The organism is Methylobacterium sp. J-090 (assembly GCF_022829345.1).
Taxonomy (GTDB): Bacteria; Pseudomonadota; Alphaproteobacteria; order Rhizobiales; family Beijerinckiaceae; genus Methylobacterium.
This window is the reverse complement of the sequence record NZ_JAKSXV010000084.1, coordinates 1-18,403: the sequence shown is the minus strand read 5'-3', so window position 1 is coordinate 18,403 and position 18,403 is coordinate 1. Positions and strand designations below refer to the sequence as shown.

10 protein-coding genes and 1 pseudogene are annotated in these 18,403 nt (G+C 68.5%); 9 read left to right on the top strand and 2 right to left on the bottom strand.

Annotation, left to right across the window (positions count from 1 at the left end):
• Window positions 1–741: pseudogene (locus MKK49_RS14290) on the bottom strand (glutamine--fructose-6-phosphate aminotransferase); the annotation flags it as partial.
• 207 nt (window positions 742–948) lie between these two features.
• A complete protein-coding gene (locus MKK49_RS14285) occupies window positions 949–5,949 on the bottom strand; it encodes an Ig-like domain-containing protein (protein WP_244029505.1) in 5,001 nt (1,666 codons plus the stop codon).
• Window positions 5,950–6,355: 406 nt separating this feature from the next.
• On the opposite strand from MKK49_RS14285, the gene MKK49_RS14280 reads away from it, so the two are divergent.
• From MKK49_RS14280 to MKK49_RS14240, 9 genes are all read left to right on the top strand, one after another.
• Complete coding sequence (locus MKK49_RS14280) at window positions 6,356–8,611, top strand: hypothetical protein (protein WP_244029503.1); 2,256 nt, start codon at window positions 6,356–6,358, stop codon at window positions 8,609–8,611.
• A complete protein-coding gene (locus MKK49_RS14275) occupies window positions 8,608–9,984 on the top strand; it encodes a tetratricopeptide repeat protein (RefSeq protein ID WP_244029500.1) in 1,377 nt (458 codons plus the stop codon). Before MKK49_RS14280 ends, MKK49_RS14275 begins: the two co-directional genes overlap by 4 nt.
• A complete protein-coding gene (locus MKK49_RS14270) occupies window positions 9,981–11,087 on the top strand; it encodes a hypothetical protein (RefSeq protein WP_244029498.1) in 1,107 nt (368 codons plus the stop codon). The genes MKK49_RS14275 and MKK49_RS14270 overlap by 4 nt, the downstream gene beginning before the upstream one ends.
• Window positions 11,084–12,100 (top strand): hypothetical protein, encoded by a 1,017-nt coding sequence (locus MKK49_RS14265; RefSeq protein WP_244029496.1) that lies wholly within the window; start codon window positions 11,084–11,086, stop codon window positions 12,098–12,100. Before MKK49_RS14270 ends, MKK49_RS14265 begins: the two co-directional genes overlap by 4 nt.
• The gene (gene pelF, locus MKK49_RS14260) at window positions 12,084–13,622 is read left to right on the top strand and encodes a GT4 family glycosyltransferase PelF (RefSeq protein ID WP_244029494.1); all 1,539 of its coding nucleotides are present in this window, start codon (window positions 12,084–12,086) and stop codon (window positions 13,620–13,622) included. The genes MKK49_RS14265 and pelF overlap by 17 nt, the downstream gene beginning before the upstream one ends.
• A gap of 2 nt (window positions 13,623–13,624) precedes the next feature.
• Window positions 13,625–15,022 (top strand): exopolysaccharide Pel transporter PelG, encoded by a 1,398-nt coding sequence (gene pelG, locus MKK49_RS14255; RefSeq protein WP_244029492.1) that lies wholly within the window; start codon window positions 13,625–13,627, stop codon window positions 15,020–15,022.
• 28 nt (window positions 15,023–15,050) lie between these two features.
• Window positions 15,051–16,415, top strand: coding sequence for a polysaccharide biosynthesis/export family protein (locus tag MKK49_RS14250; protein WP_244029490.1), 1,365 nt, complete (start codon window positions 15,051–15,053; stop codon window positions 16,413–16,415).
• 145 nt (window positions 16,416–16,560) lie between these two features.
• Window positions 16,561–17,451 (top strand): MJ1477/TM1410 family putative glycoside hydrolase, encoded by an 891-nt coding sequence (locus MKK49_RS14245; protein WP_244029488.1) that lies wholly within the window; start codon window positions 16,561–16,563, stop codon window positions 17,449–17,451.
• 102 nt (window positions 17,452–17,553) lie between these two features.
• A partial coding sequence (locus MKK49_RS14240) for an ABC transporter transmembrane domain-containing protein (protein ID WP_244029486.1) occupies window positions 17,554–18,403 on the top strand: 850 nt, incomplete at its 3' end.

Genomic DNA, 18,403 nt, shown 5'->3' with positions numbered 1-18,403 from the left:
CCGGTAGGCCTGGGCGACGATGCGCTGGCGCGGGCGCTCCACCACCGCTCCGCCGATGTCGCGGATTTCGGCGCCGGCGCGGGACAGGACCGCCCAGTCGCCCTCCTCCAGATAGGTGATCTCCTCGGTGAACGGCGCCAGCGCCAGAGCATCGGAGCCGAGATAGGTTTCGCTGGTTCCCAGTTCGTCCTGCCCGAAGCCGATGGCCAGCGGCGCGCCGTGGCGGGCGCCGATGAGAAGGTCGTCGTAGCCGGAGAAGATGAAACCCAGGGCGAAGGCGCCGTGCAGGCGGGGCAGAGCGGCGGCCACCGCGTCCTCCGGCTCGAGGCCCTTGTCCATCTCCCGGCTGACGAGCTGGGCCACCACCTCCGTGTCGGTCTCGCTCTCGAACCGGACACCGAACCCCTGCAATTCGGCCTTCAACTCGCGAAAGTTCTCGATGATGCCGTTATGGACGACCGCCAGCCGCGCCGTGGCATGCGGGTGGGCGTTGGCCTCGGTGGGGCGGCCGTGCGTCGCCCAGCGGGTGTGGCCGATGCCGATGGCGCCGCCGAGGCGCTCGTCGCGCAGGCTCATCTCCAGGTTGGCGAGCTTGCCCTCCGCCCTGCGCCGCACCAAGCGTCCCCGTTCGAGGGTGGCGATGCCGGCCGAATCGTAGCCGCGATACTCGAGCCGCCGCAGGGCCTCGACCAAGGAATCCGCCACGGAAGTCCGACCGACGATCCCGACGATGCCGCACATGACACGCTACCCCAGTTCTGTTGCAGGTCACCGGCCCTGTTGGCGATCGCCGGCGGAAATCGTCATCGAGTCTGTCGAACGCCCTCTTCCGGAGGCTCCATCCTGCGATGCCTTGGGGAAGAGCGCTTCGGTCCGCGTTCACGGGCCGGCCGCCGGGTGGGCGGAGCCGATGACGGCGCCCGCCCACCCGGAGGTCATGATCGAGGCTCAGGCGAGGTGGCGGCCTTCCGCCATGCCGTACTGCAGGTAGTGCTGCAGGGGGTCCATCTGCGCCGCCGCCACGTCGGGATTGGCCGCGAGATAGGCGTTGTTGTCGAACGCCGTCCCGGAAGAGCGTCCCTGGCGCCATCCCATCTCCTCCTGATAAAGGAGGGGATTCAGGCCCAGCGCCGCGACGTCCGGATTGGCGGCGAGGTAGCCGTTGGTGGAGAAGAACGCGTTCGGATCGCGGCCTTCGTGCCACCCGTAGGTGTTGTAGTGCTGGAAGGCGTAGCCTTCGGGGTCGTGGTTGGCCGGCACGGCGGCAGCGACATCCGGGTTCCTGGCTAGGTAGTAGGTCGCGTCGAAATCGCCGTCGATTGCGTGACCGTTGGCGGCCGTGACGGCACCGGGGAAAGCGAACCGGCCTTCCGCCTTGCCGTACTCCTCGTAGTGCTGCAGGGGGTTCAGGCCCGCTGCGGCAACGTCCGGATTCCTGGCGAGATAGGCTTCGGCCGAGAAGTCCGGGCCCGCGCTCCGCCCCTCTTTCCAGCCATACTCGTTGTAGTGCTGCAGCGGATTCAACCCGGCCGCCGCGACATCCGAATTGGCGTTGAGGTATCCGCTCGTGGAGAACTCCGCGTTCGGGTTCCGGCCCTCGCGCCAACCGTACTGCGCATAGTGCTGGTCGGGGTCGATCCCGGCCTGCCAGACGTCGAGGTTCCGGGCGGCGTAGTACAGGTCATCGACCCCGGGCTGGCCGTCCCGCACCTGGACCGTGCCGTCGGCGAACGTGATGGTGCCGACGCCCGTGAGATCCGTCACCGTCCCGTCCGGAGCCTTCATCACGCTGTGACCGTGACTGAAGTCGAAGGACGCCTCACCGAGCTTGAACGCGAAGGTCTCGCTCGCATTGGGGGCGGACTTGGTACTGTCGATGCGCAGGGTCGCCTGGGCGCCGAGGCCGCCCGGATCGACGGCCGAGTAGGTGAACGTATCGCTGCCGGCCGAGGTCGCGGCATAGCGGTACTCGCCGTTGGCCGCGATCGTCAGGGTGCCGTGCTGGCCCGTCACCTGTGCAGAGCCCGAGGCGGGCAGGGTCGCCACGACACCGTTGCCGAACTGAACCGAGCCCACGTGCAGGGCGTCGCCGTTCGGATCGCTGTCGTTGGACAGCACGTTGCCGGTGGCGTCGGTCTTGTAGGCGATGCCGGAGCCGACATCGCCGAGGGCGACCGGCGCGGCGTTGGTGGGCTGAGACGGGGTGACCGGCGGGGGCGAGGACGGAACCGAAGGAATCGGGGTCGGGTCCGGGGGGGTCGAGGGCGGGGCGGGGGGCGTGGCCGGCGTCTCCGTCCCCGGCATCGTGACGACGTCGACGCCCATGACCGTCAGGGTGTGCGTCTGCTGGACCTTGGCGCCGTGGATGTCGGTGACGTCGTAGCTCGCCACGATCACCCGCTGGTCCCTGGCCGTGAGGGAATCGAAGGCGGCGGCGGATGGATCGACGGTCAGCTTGTGGGTGGCGGCGTCGTAGCGCAGCCCATCCGGGACCGTCTCCGAAGTCTTGCCGCCATCCGTGGAGAAGAAAAGGTGCTCGACGGTGAGGGAGGCGGTCTCGCCGGCATCCGGGTCGCTGGCGCCCGCCAGTAGGTCGTAGCCGTCGGGGGGGGAGGCATCCTCCATGACGAAGGCCGTCAGCGGGCCGGCGACCATGGGCGCTTGGTTGCTGACCGGGGACGACGGACCCGACGGGGCGGGCGGCGTCACCGGTGGAGTCACGGGGGGGGTGACCGGCGGCGTCACCGGGGGCGTCACGGGCGGCGTGGTGACGTCGATTCCCGTGACCGTCAGGGTCTGGGTCTGGTGCACGCTGGCGCCGTGGATGTCGGTGATGTCGTAGCTGGTCTCGAACACCCGCTCGGCACCCGCCGCGAGGGGCGTGAACGTGGCGTTCTTGGGATCAACGGTCAGCGTGTGGGTGACGGGATCGTAGGTCAGCCCGTCCGGAGGCGTCGCCGAGGCCGTGCTGCCCTTGATGGCGTAGAGGAGATTCTTCACCGCCAGGGAGCTGGTCTCACCGGTATCCGGGTCGCTGGCCCCCGCGAGCAGATCGAAGCTCTTGCTGGTTTCGCCTTCCTTGGCCGAGCCCGTGAGGGCGCCGTCGACTTTGGGCGCATCGTTGGTACCGGTCACCGTCAGGGTCAGGGTCTGGGTGGCCTTCGCCCCGTGGATGTCGGTGACGTCGTAGCTGGCCACGAGCACCCGCTTGGCCTCCAGCGGGAGCGGATCGAAGATGGCGTTCTTGGGATCGACGGTCAGCGTGTGCGTGGCGTCGTCGTAGGTCAGGCCCGTCGGAATCGTGGTCGAGGCGGCGCCATCGACGGTGTAGGCAAGGTTCTTGACCGCTAGGCTGAGGGTCTCGCCGGCATCCGGATCGCTGGCACCGGCCAGCAGGTTGAAAGTAGCGCTCGCGCCGCCCTCCGTGGCCGCGCCCGTGAGCGGGGCGGTGACCGAGGGCGGATGATTGGCCGCCACCGGTACCAGGTCGACCTTGACGGTGTGCGCGCCGAGCCCGGTGAGGAGGATGTCGAGCTTGTCGTCGACGAGACTGCTGACCGTCGCGCCGGCGCCGGTCACGACGACCTGCCGTCCGGCCGGCGCCGCGAGATCGACCAGGACATGGCCTTCGCCCGTGAGCGAGAATTCCAGGTTGGTCCCGTCGCCCTTGACGCTGACGAGGTCGCCACGGTCGGCCACCTTGGTGATGTGAGTGACATCGTCCGGCGTCGTACCGAGATTGATCTGGAAGGTGCCGCCGTCCTTGTCCACGAAGACACTGTTGGCGTCGTAGGCGTAGTAGCCGGTGACGCTCTTGATCGTCGCGGCGCTTCCGAGGTCGAGGGAGAACTTGCCCGCCCCCGTCGAGCCCACGACCGCCGTGACGGCGTTCGCGGTGGAATCGAACTGGTAGTTGAACGACGCCGCGTCGAAGGCGCTCATGCGCTCGGCGAGATCGGCCAGGGTGACGAATTCCGAGCCGGCGTCATAGGCGGTCTTGATGAAGCTCGTGAACATGGCGGTCGAATATTTAGAGGCGACCCCGTCGGAGGGCCACTCCGTCACGCCGTAATCGTGCCAGGGCCAGACGACCACCGGCATGTCCGAATGGGAGCTCAGGTCCTTGAATGTCTGCTGCCAGATCGCACTCGCTTGAGCGGCCGTGTTCGGCTGGAAGCCGATGAGGGTGAAGTCCGAGGGCACGTTGGGGGCGATGTAGACCTTGCTGTCCCCGGGCGTCAGGTGTCCGATCGCGCCGGGATAGCCTGCGCCGACCAGCGTCGTACCACCGGTGATGTAGGTGTAGTACTTTTCGATCTCCTGGGCCGTCGGCAGCAATTCGGGCGCACCGGGGACGGCGGCACCTGTCACCGTGAGGCCGAGTTTGTCCTTGATGATGGTGTTCGACCCCTCGAATTCCGCCTGAATGCCGGCGGCGGTCAATTTGTTGGTGTCTTCAGGATGGGTAATCGAATGGGAGCCGATCTCGTTGCCCATGGCGAGAATCTTGTCGTAATACGGCTTTGACTTCACCCAATCCGTGTAGCCGTTGGTCGTATTCTCAGCAGTACCGCTGCCGATATCGATGTAGTACGACCCGACGAAGTTGTAGTCCGTCTTCCATTGCTGGAGGATCGGAAGCATCTTGTCGTAGATGCCTGCCTTGACATCGGCGGTTTCCTGGGCCTGGTCCATGTCGGAGCGCGAGGCAACGACGGCCGCATCGCGGCTGATCTTCAGACTGAGCTCGGGCCCCGCAGCCGGCTTCTCGACGTAGTCGATGGCGTGCTGGAGCATGTTGTTGTCGCCGAGCAGGCTCTCGTTGGCGAAATGCACGTTGCGGCCGCCGGTCTGCGTGCCGATCACCGCATCGACGGTGGTCGAGCCGAACGCCATCGTTGCGATGTGGCTCACATCGGTGCCATCGGCGCTTTTGTAATAGTTGGAGTTCATGCTGGCGTAGCTGTGGATCGTCTCACCGGCGGTATAGCCTTCGAGCATCGGGTTCGACAGGTCGTTGGCTTTGACCTCAATGGGAACGGTGCCGGTGTTTCCGCCGGGATCTAGGTTGAGCAGAGTCTTCATACGAGCATAGGCGTCGCCATTGAGAGCTAGTCCGGTCTCGTCATTGGTCATGAAGTTGCCGGCAGTAATTAGATTAATGCCATATTTGTAGACGGCCTCGGTCAGCACGTCTTGGATCGACGCGACATCGTTCTTGTTCACGTTGCCGAACGACGGAAACACCAGGGTGTCGTAGCCGGCGAGCTTGGTGAGATTCGTCAGGTCTGCTTCGGACAGGACGTCGAACGACAGGCCGGCCGCCACGGCCTGATTCTGAGCCGCCATGAACAGCTGCGAATAGGCCATGGGTGCAAAATACTTGGCCGCCGAAGTCTCGGAATAGACGATGCCGATCTTGTGCGCGTCGGCCGGCTTGGCCGGTGAATCGTAGACGGTCAGGGGACCCGTCAGGAAGTCGCCCGGAACGGCTTGTGCCTTGGATGTCCCCGCGACGCCGTAATTGATGTTGACCTTCAGGTCGAGGTCCAGATCCGTATCGCCCGGCGTGAGCAGGGCTTGCGGGACGGCAAACTCGACGGTCTTGCGGTCAGCGGAGAAAGTATAATTCAACTGAACGAATGTTCCGGTCGGCCCGGAAGCCGTTGTGGGGTAGAGATAAAGATTTCCATCCGGATGGAAGAGGACGTAATACTCGGCACCCGTCCCGGCGCCGGGGTAGGACTGATATCCAGTCGCTGAATTCCGGTCCGTGTTCAACCACAGCACCGTATTGGTCAGAAGCGGCTCGGGTGCCTGGAGCGCGAAGACATAGGCCCCCGCCTCCGAGGTTCCGTAGACGGCAAAGCCTGGCGTCCCCTTTCCCGGCAAATCGATCCGTTCGCTCTTCGTCCACTCGCCAAGATTGCCGTCGATCACGTGTGCCATCTCGTCCTCCGGTGTGCGACGCGTTCCATCGTGCATCGGCTTCTGAAAGTGGATATTATCTCTCTGAGAGATTATTCGTAATCACTGCCCACCAATACGCGGGCGGTAGGCGTCGCAATCTCCTGTCTTAGAGACTAACGACGATCTATTCTTCTTGAGTCATTACTGAATTTTTAGAGCACGTTAATAATTCGTTAGCAATATAAACCTTAATGGTTAACGGCCTACGCCTTTTGATACATGGCACGTACTCCCCTTGCGTGCGTACCTTGGCCGTCGTTGAGCGGCGGAGGGTGATGTGAAAGGTGCGAGCGATGGGGGCCGGCTCCCTCCGCACAGGGCCGTCGCACTGGGCATGGGCTCCCGGAAGGGGGCACGGGACCGTCGTTCGCGAATCGCCGGATCGATGATGCTCGCGACTTGCGCCGTCTGGCTGGCGGGGGCCGCGCTCGCCGCGATGCCCGCCGCCGCTCCGGTCGCCGGGGAAACCGCTGCCGAGAAGATCGGTGCCAAGGAGATCGTCGCGCGGGAGATCCTCGCCCTTTACGACGGGGCGCAAGAACAGGCGCCGGATCGGACCCGTATCCACAAGTACGCCGAAGTCGTCCTCAATCATCTTGGCTACGCGGTCGTCTACCGCGACGTGCGCGACCCCCTGCCGGAGCCCGGCGCGGTGGCGCGCTATGCCGGAATCCTGACTTGGTTCACCGCACCGCCGTCGTCGCGTGGGCCGTACCTCGCCTGGGCGAGGATCGCGGTACGCTCGGCCCGCCGCGTCGTCATCCTCGGATCGACCGGTGGCGCGTTCTGGTCGGACGACCATCCGGCGATCAACGCCATCATGTCCGAACTCGGTCTCCACCACGAGCGGCGCGCCATCGAGCTCACCCTCGGCACCGAGACCGTCCCGGTGTCGAAGCGGCTGACCGCGTTCGAGCGCGGTCTCGATCCGGTCCTTCCGACCTACGACGTCGTCAGGACGGTGCGGTCCGACGTCGAGCCCTGGCTGCACCTGTCGATCCCCAAGCGCGAGGGCGGCGGGACGAGCGTCGTCGTCGCCACGGGTCCGCGCGGGGGCTACGCCGCATCGGGCTACGAGATCGTCGAGGAGTCCGGTCTCGGACGGTCGCGCTGGCTCATCGACCCGTTCGCCTTCTTCACCCGCGCATTCCGGTCGGAACCCTGGCCGATTCCCGATGTCACCACCGTGTCCGGGCGCCGGCTCTACTTCCATCACGTCGACAGCGACGGGCTGAACGACGTCGTCGTCGCCCGCAAGCAGGAGCCGGTCCTGGTTCCCCAGGTGTTCCTGAACGAGATCGTCCTGGCCTATCCCGACCTGCCGGTCACCCTGGCCCTGACGCCCGGCGACCTCGATCCCCTGCTCGGCGGCAACGCGACGCCGACGGACCTCGTGCGGCAGATCTGGTCGAAACCGAACGTGGAGGCCAGCGTCGCGTCGTACACCCGGCCGCACCGCTGGGAGTTCTTCGCGGAGGCGGACCGCGCCGCGGAGACGGCGGTGGTCGCAGCCGATGCCCCGCAAGACCGTCTCGGCCTGCGCCGGCTCCTCGATTGGGCGGGATACGGCACCGCCATCGACAGCCACGTCGCCGGCGGGCGCAATCTGCCCCGGGAGTACTTCCGATTCCCCTTCGACCTGCGCACCGAAACAGAGACCGCCCTCGCCACGGCGCGGACCCTCCTGCCGACCGACAAATCGATCCGACTGTATCAATGGACCGGGGACGCGCGGCCGTTCGAGGAGGCCATCGCGGCGACGCGCCGCCTCGGACTCCTCAACATCAACGGCGGCGAGAGCCGCCTCGATCCGGGCTACCCCTCGGTCAGCCATCTCGCGCCGATCGCGCGCCCCGTCGGGATCGAGCGCCAGACCTACGCCGTCGCCTCGGACGAGCTGCCCCGGTCCAAGGCGTGGCGTCCCATGGTGGCCGCCCTGCAGGGCCTGCGCACCACGGCCCTGAACACCGAGACCCCGCGCCGGCTGAAGGGTTCCAGCCTGCATTATCACCTCGCGTCCCTCGGCAGGCAGCCGGTCCTGCGCGAGGTCCAGGCGCATCTCGCAGAGGCGCGAACCGCGCATGTGGCGCCGATGACGACGGCGGATTACGCCGAGCTGGCGCAGGACTTCCCCGCTGTCGCCATCGACGCGCTGGGAGACAGCGCTTGGAGCATCACCGGGCGCGGCGCCGTCCAGACCGTCCGCTTCGATGCGGCGGAGGCGATCGACGTCGACCTGTCCCGCTCCGTCGGGGTGATCGGGCGGACCCGCCACGGGGACGCCCTCTACATCGCCCTCGACCGCGCGGTGGAATCCGCCCGGGTGGTCCTGTGGACGGAGGCGGGCCCCGCCCCGGCGGCGGTCTCCCTCGCCGATGCTCGGTGGCGGCTGTGGCGGGTCGTGCGGTCCGGGTCGGATTGGAGCTACGAGGCGAGCGGTTTCGGCCCAGGCGACTTCGCCTGGGACGGCGTGCCCGCGGGGGCCTACCGCGTGATCGCGCGGCGGAACGGGGAGGATCTGTGGAGCGCCGAGGTCGCCCCGTCCGTCGACGGGCGGCTCAGCTTCAGCATTCCGGTCGCGGGGATCGCCCCCCTCGGCGTCGAGATCCGGCGCGTGGCCACGGCGGAGGCGGCGCGATGACGAGTCCGCGCATCCTCCTCGCGGTCATCGTGGCGATCTGCCTCGCCGCCGGCTACTTCGCGCAATCGGGGCCGGAAGAGCGCATCGCGACGCTGATCCGGGACGGCCGCCGGGCCGAGGCATCCCGGGAGATCGACACTGTCCTGGCCAGCGGGCGGGCGACGCCGCACATGCTGATGACGCTCGCCCATCTCCAGGACGCCCTCGGCGAGCCCGCGCGCGCGACCGAGACGATGGAACTCTATCGCCTCGCCCGCCCCGACGACACGGCCGCGCTGGATTGGCTCGTGAACCGCTACGAGGGGTCGGAGGACCCCGACGGCCTCGCCGAAGCCCTGGCGGCCCGCCTCCAGGCGAGACCGACCCCCGAGACCCTGGTCCGCCTCACCGCCCTCCACCGGTATGCCGGACGCTTCGCCGAGGAGCGGGCCGTCCTCCAGACCTATGACCAGGCCCTGTCCCTGGACCCCGATCAGGCCCAGCGCCTCGCCGAGCTCCTCGCCGCCGAGGGACGCGACGCCGAGGCGATCTCGGTTCTGAAGCGGGTCGACGAGGCCGCGGTGGGAGATTGCGAGCGAAGCCGCACCCTGCTCTTCACCCTGCTCGTCCAGGGCGGGCATCACGCCGAGGCCGCCAAGCGGGCGCGGGGCTGGTTCGCCCTCTGGAAGAAGCCGTGGCTCGCGACGCGGTTCACCCTGCGCCTGGCACGCCATGCGCCGTTGGATGTGGCCGCGCGCCTGGCCCGGACCAGCGCGGCGCTGCACCCCGATGGCGGCTTGTACCTCGCGAAATCCCTGGGCGAACAGGGTGCCCGCGGGGCCGCCGAGGCCGTCCTCGCCGATTGGCCCTGGCCGGACACCCGCCTCACCGTGCAGGAGGTCCAGAGCTTCGTCCAGGTCGCCGCGATCTTCGGGCGCCCGGCCCACCTCTGGGGGGCGTTCGCCCGCCTGCGTGCCCAACCGGCCGAGACCGCAGCGCAGGCCGCCTTCGCCGAGGCCCTCGCGGATCAGTACGGCGATGGGGCCGTGCTCACCGTCCAGCCGCCCCTGGCCATGGAGCTCCTGCGCGAGCGGCCGGTGTTCGGGGCGCGCATCGCCATGGCAACGGGGCGCCGGTCCCTGGCGCAGCACCTGCTCGCCACGACGGAGCCCGGCGTATTGTCCGTCCCGGAGCAGCTGGGCTGGTTACGCCTGCTGCGGACGGCTTTCGGCCCGCTGCGCGGCTTCGAGATCCTCGACGGTTTCCGGCGCCGGGGCGATCTGCCGGCCGGCCTGCAGGCTTCGCACCTCGAACTCGGCGCCGAGATCGGCCGGGTGAGCGTGCGGCGGTCGAATTTCGCCAATGCGAACCTGACGGGGCGGGCGACGCGATGAGATGGTCCGTCGATCCCGTCACGCCGCTGCGCGCCGTGAGTGCCGCGACGATCCTCCGGTTCCTGACGCGCGACGTCGCCACGTCCCTGTTCTCCGTTCGCGGCCGCTACGAAGCGGGCCTGATCTTCGTGATCCTGCTGATCGTCGAATGGATCATCCCCGGCCCCGCATCCCTCGCCCGCATCGCGCCGCATCCGTTCTGGATACCCGTCATCCTGATCAGCGTGCAGTACGGGAGTGCGAGCGGCATCCTCGTGGCGGCCTTCGCGGCCTGCCTGAGCTGGGTCGTCGGATGGCCGGCCCAGTCGGGCTCCGAGGATTACTTCGCCTATTCCCTGCGCATCTGGCGCGAACCGGTCCTGTGGATGATCGGTGCGCTCGTCGTCGGCGGCCTCCGCAGCCGGGAGATCAAGGACCGCCGGTCGATCCACGATCGCCTGATCCTGGCCGAGACGCAGCGGGACACCATCGGTTCCTACGCCCTCGATCTGCAGGAGGAACTCACCCGCTGCGAGCGCAAGGTCGCGACCACGGAGGTGTCGTCCGTCGAGGCCGCCGTCGAGGCGCTCAGCACCCTGCGCGGGGGGGCGTCCGCCGAGCCCCTGCCCCTCCTCCGCTCCGCCATCGAGAGCTGGATGGGGAGCGCGACGTGGACGTTCTACCGGGTCGAGGGCGACGATGTCGCTGCGTCGCTCGGGGCCCGGGACGAGGCGGCGCCGGGGCCCCTGACCGTGGAGACGGTCTTCAAGGTCGGCTCCGTCCACGCCATCGCCCACCGGCAGATGGCCGTCCTCAGCGTCTTCGACGCGTCGCATGCCGAGCTCCTCGACGGTCTCGGCGTCTACGCCTGCTCCGTTCCGCGGGCCTGGCGGGGCGGCAGCCACGGCCTCCTCGTCATCGAGACCCTGCCGCTGCATCGCCTGAGGGACGCGACGGCGGAGGCGGTCGCGCTGATCGCGGGCGCCCTGGGGGAGCGTCTCGACAGGCAAGTCCCGGAAGCGGCGATCGTCCGCTGCACCCGCGAGATCCGCGACCTCGCGACGGCGTCCGTCGCGTTGCAGCGCGCGGCCGCCGCCGAATGCCATGCCGGGCACGCGCCATGATCGACGTCGAGACCATCCCCGCCATCCCGTTCACCGCACGGCTCACGCCCAGGGCGACGTCGGCGCTCGTCCTCCTCTTCGCCGTCGACACCCTCGTCCTCGCGGGCTTCCTCGTGGGAGACCTGAGCGGGCTGGCGGCCCTGGTCGGTCATGGCCTCAACCTCTGCCTCTTCGTCGCGACGGCGCGTCCGGCCTTCGCGGGGGACCTGACCTTCCTCGTCGTCGTGGCGCTTCTGAGCGCCAGCGCAGGCCCGTTCGGGACCCTGGCGACCTTCGCTCTCTATGCCCTGCTCGTGCGGACGAACGTGGCCGCCGCGGATCTCGAGTGCTGGTACCGGCGGATCTCGGGCACGCCGGACCTGAACAGGGCCGAGGCCCTCTACGACCGCATCGTCGACGGGCGTGCCCGGCGGCCCGGCCCCGACGCCGTCGCCCGCTTCCATACGGTCCTCGAGGGCCCCCTGGCGCAGCAACAGGCCCTGCTCGGCCTCATCGGCCTGTCCTACTTCCCCGAGTACCGGCTCCTGCTGCGCAAGGCCCTCTGCAGCGCCGAGCCCAGCATCCGCGTTCACGCCGCCGCCGTATCGGTCAAGCTGCGCACGGTCCTGCGGGCGGAGTTCGGGAAGGCCTGCCCGAATGCCGGGAATGCCGTCGACGCCGATCCCGCCCGTGCCGAGCGCCTCGCCCTCCTCGCCGACAGCGGATTTCTCGACCCTTCGGAGAGCATGGTCGCGCGCGAGGCGGCCCTCGGACTCTGCCGGCCGGCCCTGCAGGGCCGGCCGGACGACAGAACCCTGCGCAGGCAGGTGTTCGGGCTCCTTGCCAGCCTCGGGCGCTGGGACGAGCTGCGCGCGTCCCTGGACGCGACGCGCGCCCGTTCGCCCGACGAGGACGCCCTGCGCGTCAGATGCCTCATGGAACTCGCCCGCGCGCGCGATCTGCACCGCGTGGTCGGTCGTCCGACCCCCATCTCCGCCCGCCCGGGAGCGACCCGCGATGCCCTTCTTCGCTAGGCCCCGCGCGACACCGCCGGAGGCGGATGTCTGCGTCATCGTCGAGGGCTGCTATCCCTTCGTTCCGGGGGGGGTCTCGACATGGGTCGACTGGCTCATCAAGGGCCATCCCCACCTCACCTTCGCCATCGTCGCCATCGTCGCCGACACGGCGCCGCGCGAGCGGCGCTACCAGCTGCCCGCGAACGTGGTCGATTTCCGCTGTCTTCCCCTCCACCGGCCGTTCGAGACGGCGTCGTGCCGGGACGCTGCGCGGCCGGAGGGCATGGAGGAGGCGCTGGCCGACGCGTTCATCCTGCTCGTGACGGGGGGCGGACTCGCCGCCTTCCGGCGGCTGGTGCGGCTCGTCGCCGATCCGCGCAACGCCTTCACCATCGAGACCCTGATGGTCTCGCCCCTGTCGTGGCGGCTGACGTGCCGGATGTACGAGCGGCTGATGCCGCACGCCTCCTTCCTGCACTTCTTCTGGGCGTGGCGCGCCCTGTTCGGCGGCCTGTTCGCGGTGCTGGTCTCCGATCTGCCGCGCGCTCGCGTCTATCACACGATCTCCACGGGTTACGCCGGCCTGCTGGCGGCCCGCGCCGTGATCGAGACCGGATCGCCGGCCTTCATCACAGAGCACGGCATCTACACCAACGAGCGTCGCGTCGAGATCCTCATGGCCGAGTGGATCTGCGATACCGTCGACAAGGGCATGGACCTCGACGACGGCCGGGTCGACCTCCGGGACATCTGGATGCAGGTCTTCGAGGCGCAGGCCCTGATCTGCTACCAGGCCTGCACCCGGATCGTGACCCTCTACGAGGACAACCAGCGCCTCCAGCGCGCCCTCGGGGCGCCCCGCGAGCGCCTGGCGGTGATCCCCAACGGCATCGACATCGCCCGCTTCGAGGGCATCCCGCAGGCCTCCGCCGACGCTCTCCCCACCATCGCCCTCATCGGGCGGGTCGTTCCGATCAAGGACGTGAAGTCCTACATCGAGGCGGCGGCGATCCTGCGCACCACCTTTCCGACCCTGCAGGCGCTGGTCCTCGGGCCGACGGACGAGGACCCCGCGTACTTCGCCGAATGCGAGGCCTTCGTCGCGGAATGCGGCCTCGCGGACACCGTCGTCTTCACCGGTGCGGTCAACATCGTCGCGTATCTCTCGCGCATCCACGTGGTGGTCCTGACGAGCCTGAGCGAGGCCCAGCCCCTCGTCATCCTGGAGGCGGGGGCGGCGGGGATTCCATGCGTCGCCACCGATGTCGGGTCCTGCCGCGAAATCCTCGAGGGGCGCTCCGACGAGTCACCGGGACTCGGGGCCGGCGGCATCGTGACGGCCCTCGTCGATCCCCACCAGACGGCCGGGGCCGTCGGGCGCCTCCTCGGCGACGCGGCCTTCCGGCATGCCTGCGGCGAGACCCTGCGGACGCGGGTGCGCCGGTACTACGCGTCGCAGGATGCCCTGGACTGCTACCGCCGCACCTACGCGGAACTCCTCGAGAGTTCGGACGAGCACGCCGCCCGGAGGGCGTCCTAGCCATGGCCGGCATCGGATTCGAGCTGCGCCGCCTCGGGCGCCGCGACGACCTCCTCGGGCCCATGGCGGCCATCGTCCACGCGGCCATCGTGGCGGCCGGCCCCTGGCTCTACACCGTCCTCGTCATCCTGATGATCAGCGAAGTCACCCGGGGCGTGATCGGAGAGGAGGAACTCGCGACCTTCCGGGTGCTCCTCGTCTACGTCTTCTCGATCTCCCTCGTGGCGACGACGCCGGTGACGATGATCGGCACGCGGGTTCTCGCCGACGACCTCTTCCTCAGGCGCTACGACGACGTGCGCGCCCTGTTCCTGCTGACGATGCTGGCCGGCAGCGTCCTCACCATGGGGCTCGGCGCCCTCGTGTTCTGCGTCGTCATGGCGACGCCCGCCCCCGTCGCGCTGGCGGGCATCGCCAGCGCCCAGCTCGTCGCCATGGTCTGGGTCGCCCTCGTGTTCTGCGGGGCGATGCGCGACTACCTCCAGGTGACGATCGGCTTCGTCCTCGGGCTCGCCGTCGGCACCACCCTGGCGATCGCGGCGGCCTTCTGCCAGCTCGGCGCCGTCGCGATGATGCTGGGCTTCGCCCTCGGCTTCCTCGTCGTCTTCGTGTGCCTGACGGCGCGGTTCATGGCGACCTTCACGGCCCCCTGCCGCGACCTCGGCCCCGTCACCGCCCGCGTCGTCCTGCGGGTGCGGATCAGCCCCGCTCTGGCGCTCGGCGCCTTCGCCAGCGGCCTCAGCGTCTGGATCGACAAGTGGGCGATGTGGTTCAGCGATTACGGCGAGCGCCTCGACGTCGGCCTCATCCATGCGCCTCTCTACGACGCACCGATGTTCATCGCGAGCCTCACCGTCGTTCCGGCGCTCGCCCTGTTCGTCACCAGCGTCGAGACGACGTTCTTCGAGAATTACCGAACCTATTTCCGAGCCATCGACCAGCACGCGACCCTGAAGACCATCCTCGAAAAGGAATCGATCCTCCGGCACGAGACCGTCAAGACGCTGACCGGCATCATCCTGATCCAGACCGCGCTGTGCACCATCGTTCTCCTGACGGCCCCGGCGATCATCGAAGCGTTCGGCCTCGAATTCCAGCAACTGAACCTCTTCCGCATGGGCGCGACGGGGGCGCTCTTCCAGTTCCTGTTCATGACCTGCTCGGCGATCCTCATCTACTTCGATGCCACGCGCCTCTACGCCGTCCTGCAGATCGCGTTCGTCGCCTGCCTCGGCGTCCTGACGGTAGTGTTCTCACGGTTCGATCTCGGGCTCGCCGCCGCCGGCTACATGATCGCCTGCATCGTCCTGGGCTTCTCCGCCCTCGGGGCGCTTCTCACCATCCTGCGCAGCATCAACCACCGCACCTTCGTCGGGAGCGCGACGCGGTCCGCGGTCTGAATCCATCGGCCACATCACGGGGGGGATCATGATCTATTCTTGGAGACGCCGCATCGCACGTACGGCCCGCGCCGCCGCATGGGTCTCGGTGGCCCAGGTCTCGGCGCTACAGGTCTCGGCGGCCTGGATCGTCACGGCGTCCCTCGCCGCCGGCCCGGCCGTGGCGGAGGGAGCCCCCAGGAACCTGCTCCACGTCGGCGACCGCCTGAAGATCACCCTCTTCGAGACCATCGAGGTCGCCGACGCTGCGACCGGCCCGGCCGCCAAGGAGACCGGATCACCGCCCATGGTCCAGACCGCCTATCCGCGCCTCGACCTGTCGGGCGAGTACGGCGTGGAGCCGGGCGGTGTGGTGACCTTCCCCGTGTTCGGCCCCATCGCCGCCGGCGGGCGTTCGATGGAGGCCTTCCGGACCGACCTCGGCGATGCGTTCACGCGCACCTATCAGCGCACGGCCAGCATCACGATCGCGTTCGTGCAGCGCTCGCCCGTCTACGTCGTCGGAGCGGTCCGCACGCCGGGGGCCTATCCGATCTCCCCCGGCATGATCGTCGTCCAGGCCGCCGCCCTGGCCGGCGGCGATCTCGCCACGTCGGCGTCGAACCCCGCCATCGAGACCATCCGCGAACTCGATCGCCGCGACGCCGCCCGGGAGCGCGTCAAGACGTCCCTCGTCCGCATGGCCGCCCTGACGTCCGAGCGCGACGGCACCCCCCTGGCGAAGTCGGTCGATGCCCTGCGCCACCTCACCGGGATCGAGGGGCTCATCGCGGCCGAGCAACGGATGGCGGGACTGCGGGCCCAGAATGCCGGCAGCGTCCGGGCCACGCGCGACGCGACCATCGCCGCCCTCGTCGACGAGATCGAACTCATCAAGCAACGCAGGACGGGCTACGACGCCCAGATCAAGGTCCGTGGTGAACGCCTGAAGATGATGGAGGCCCTGTTCACGCGCCAGGTCGTCGAGAACGAGCGGGTCGCGGACGTGCGGCGGGACTTCGTCGATATGGAGGGGCGTCGCCGGGACATCGAGATCAGCCTGCTCCAGGCCGAGCAGCGCCTCGAAGCCGCCCGCAAGGGCGCGGTCCAGGCCGACCTCGACCGCCGGCTCGCCCTGGAGCGCGACCTCGTGAACGCGACGGCCGAGGTGCGGGAGGCCGAACGCGCCGCCGCGGTCCTGAGCACGACGGCGGCGATGCAGGAACTCGCGAGCCCTCCCGGCAGGGATACCGAGACCGCCGGCGTGGTGTTCGAGATCCTGCGCGCCACCGCCGACGGCTTCGAGACCCTGAGCGCCCGGGAAACCGACCTTCTCGAACCGGGCGACGTCCTGCGGGTCTGCACGGCCAAATGCCGGACGGGCCCGGTCGGCGAGAGGTTCGTCGCCAAGTGAATCGCCAGGTCAGCCGGCAAGTGAGTCGCCCGATGACGAGCAAGCCGTCTCGCACAGATCCGCCCGTTGCTTCGAAGTCCGGTTCAGGCGTCCGTGTCAGGGGTATCCGGCCATGATGATCCAGTTCAACCGCCGAGCCCTGTTGATGAGCGTGGGCCTCGGCACGGCCGCCCTGGTCGGGGGCGGCGCCACCGGCTCGGTCATGCGACTGGGACCGGCGGCACGGCTCGACGGAATCGAGGTCGAACGGTGGGGCTGTCAGTATCAGAACATCGACCTCGGCGAGGTCGCACGCTCGCCCCTCGATCTCATCGTCCTCGATCCGGTGGTCCAGGGAAAACCCCTGACCGAAGCGCAGACGGTCCTCCTGCGCCGCAAGCCGGATGGCGGCCGGCGCCTCGTCCTGGCCTATGTCAGCATCGGCGAGGCGGAAAGCTACCGGGATTACTGGCAGGCGGACTGGCGCGCGCGCCCGCCGCCCTGGCTCGGTCCCGAGAACGCCAACTGGCCGGGCAGCTTCGCCGTGCGGTTCTGGCATCCGGACTGGCGCGACATGCTGCTGGGTTCCGGCGGGACGCTCGACCGCATCCTCGAGGCCGGGTTCGACGGCGTGTTTCTCGACAGGGTCGATGCCTACGGCGACTGGCCGGATCAACGTCTGCGGGCGCAGGAGGCCATGATCACCTTGGTGAAGGCCGTCTCGGACCGCGGTCGCGCGCGCCGTCCCGGGTTTCTCGTCGTCGGACAGAACGCCGAGCCCCTGCTCCTCAGCCAGACCTACCTCGATGCCATCGACGCCGTTAGCAAGGAAAGCCTGCTCTACAACCTGCACGGCCCGGGCCAGGCCAACTCCGACGCGGATGTGCAGTGGAGCCTGAACTATCTGCGCAAGGCCCAGGCGCATGGCCTTCCGATCCTGGCGATCGAGTATGCCGACACGTACTTCTCGAAACTAAAATGTAGATTCCATCTCAAGAAACTTGGAATGATACCTTTCGTTGGAGCAAAACTCCTCGACACAATTCCGAAATATTGATATTGTGTTTATTTTTAGAATAAAATTACGTATTCTGTCGATCGTAGTGCCGCGTGAAAGCAGACGGTGATCCGGAGATCGTTCAAGGGGAGGCGGGGCGTGATGAAGGACCGAAACTCGGCCGAGCTTGCCTCGGCACTGGCGCGGTGCCGCGCGGCGTTCATCGGGGTGGGCGTCATGAGCGGGCTCGTGAACGTGCTCTACCTCACGGGCTCGTTCTTCATGCTCGAGGTCTACGACCGCGTGATCCCGAGCCGCTCCGTGCCGACCCTCGTCGGCCTGATGATGCTGGCCCTCGTGCTCTACGGCTTCCAGGGCGCGCTCGAGACCCTGCGCTCCCGCATCCTGACCCGCGTCGGCGCCGCCCTCGACGAGGCCCTCAGCGCGCGCGTCTTCGACATCGTGGTGCGCGGCCCCCTCAAGGGCAGCACCCAGGGAGATGGCCTCCTGCCCCTGCGCGACCTCGACCAGCTGCGCGGGTTCCTGGGTGGCACCGGCCCCTCCGCCTTCTTCGACCTGCCCTGGATGCCGATCTACCTCGTGATCTGTTTCCTGTTCCATCCCCTCATCGGCGTCGCCGCCCTGGTGGGGGCCATCGCGCTCGCGATCCTCGGCCTGCTGACCGACCGCGCCACCCGTGGGCCCGCGCGGAACGCCACCGGCCACGGCCTGCACCGCAACGGCCTTGCCGAGGCCGGGCGCCGCAACGCCGAGGTGCTCGCCGCCATGGGCATGCAGGGGCATTTCGCCACCCGCTGGGCCGGGGCCAACCGCGACTACATGCACGCCCAGCAACGGACCTCCGACATCGTCGGGGGCTTCGGGGCCGTGTCGAAGGTGTTCCGCATGGCCCTGCAATCGGGGGTGCTGGCGCTCGGCGCCTGGCTCGTCATCAACGGCCAGGCCTCGGCCGGCATCATCATCGCGAGCTCGATCCTCGTCGCCCGCGCCC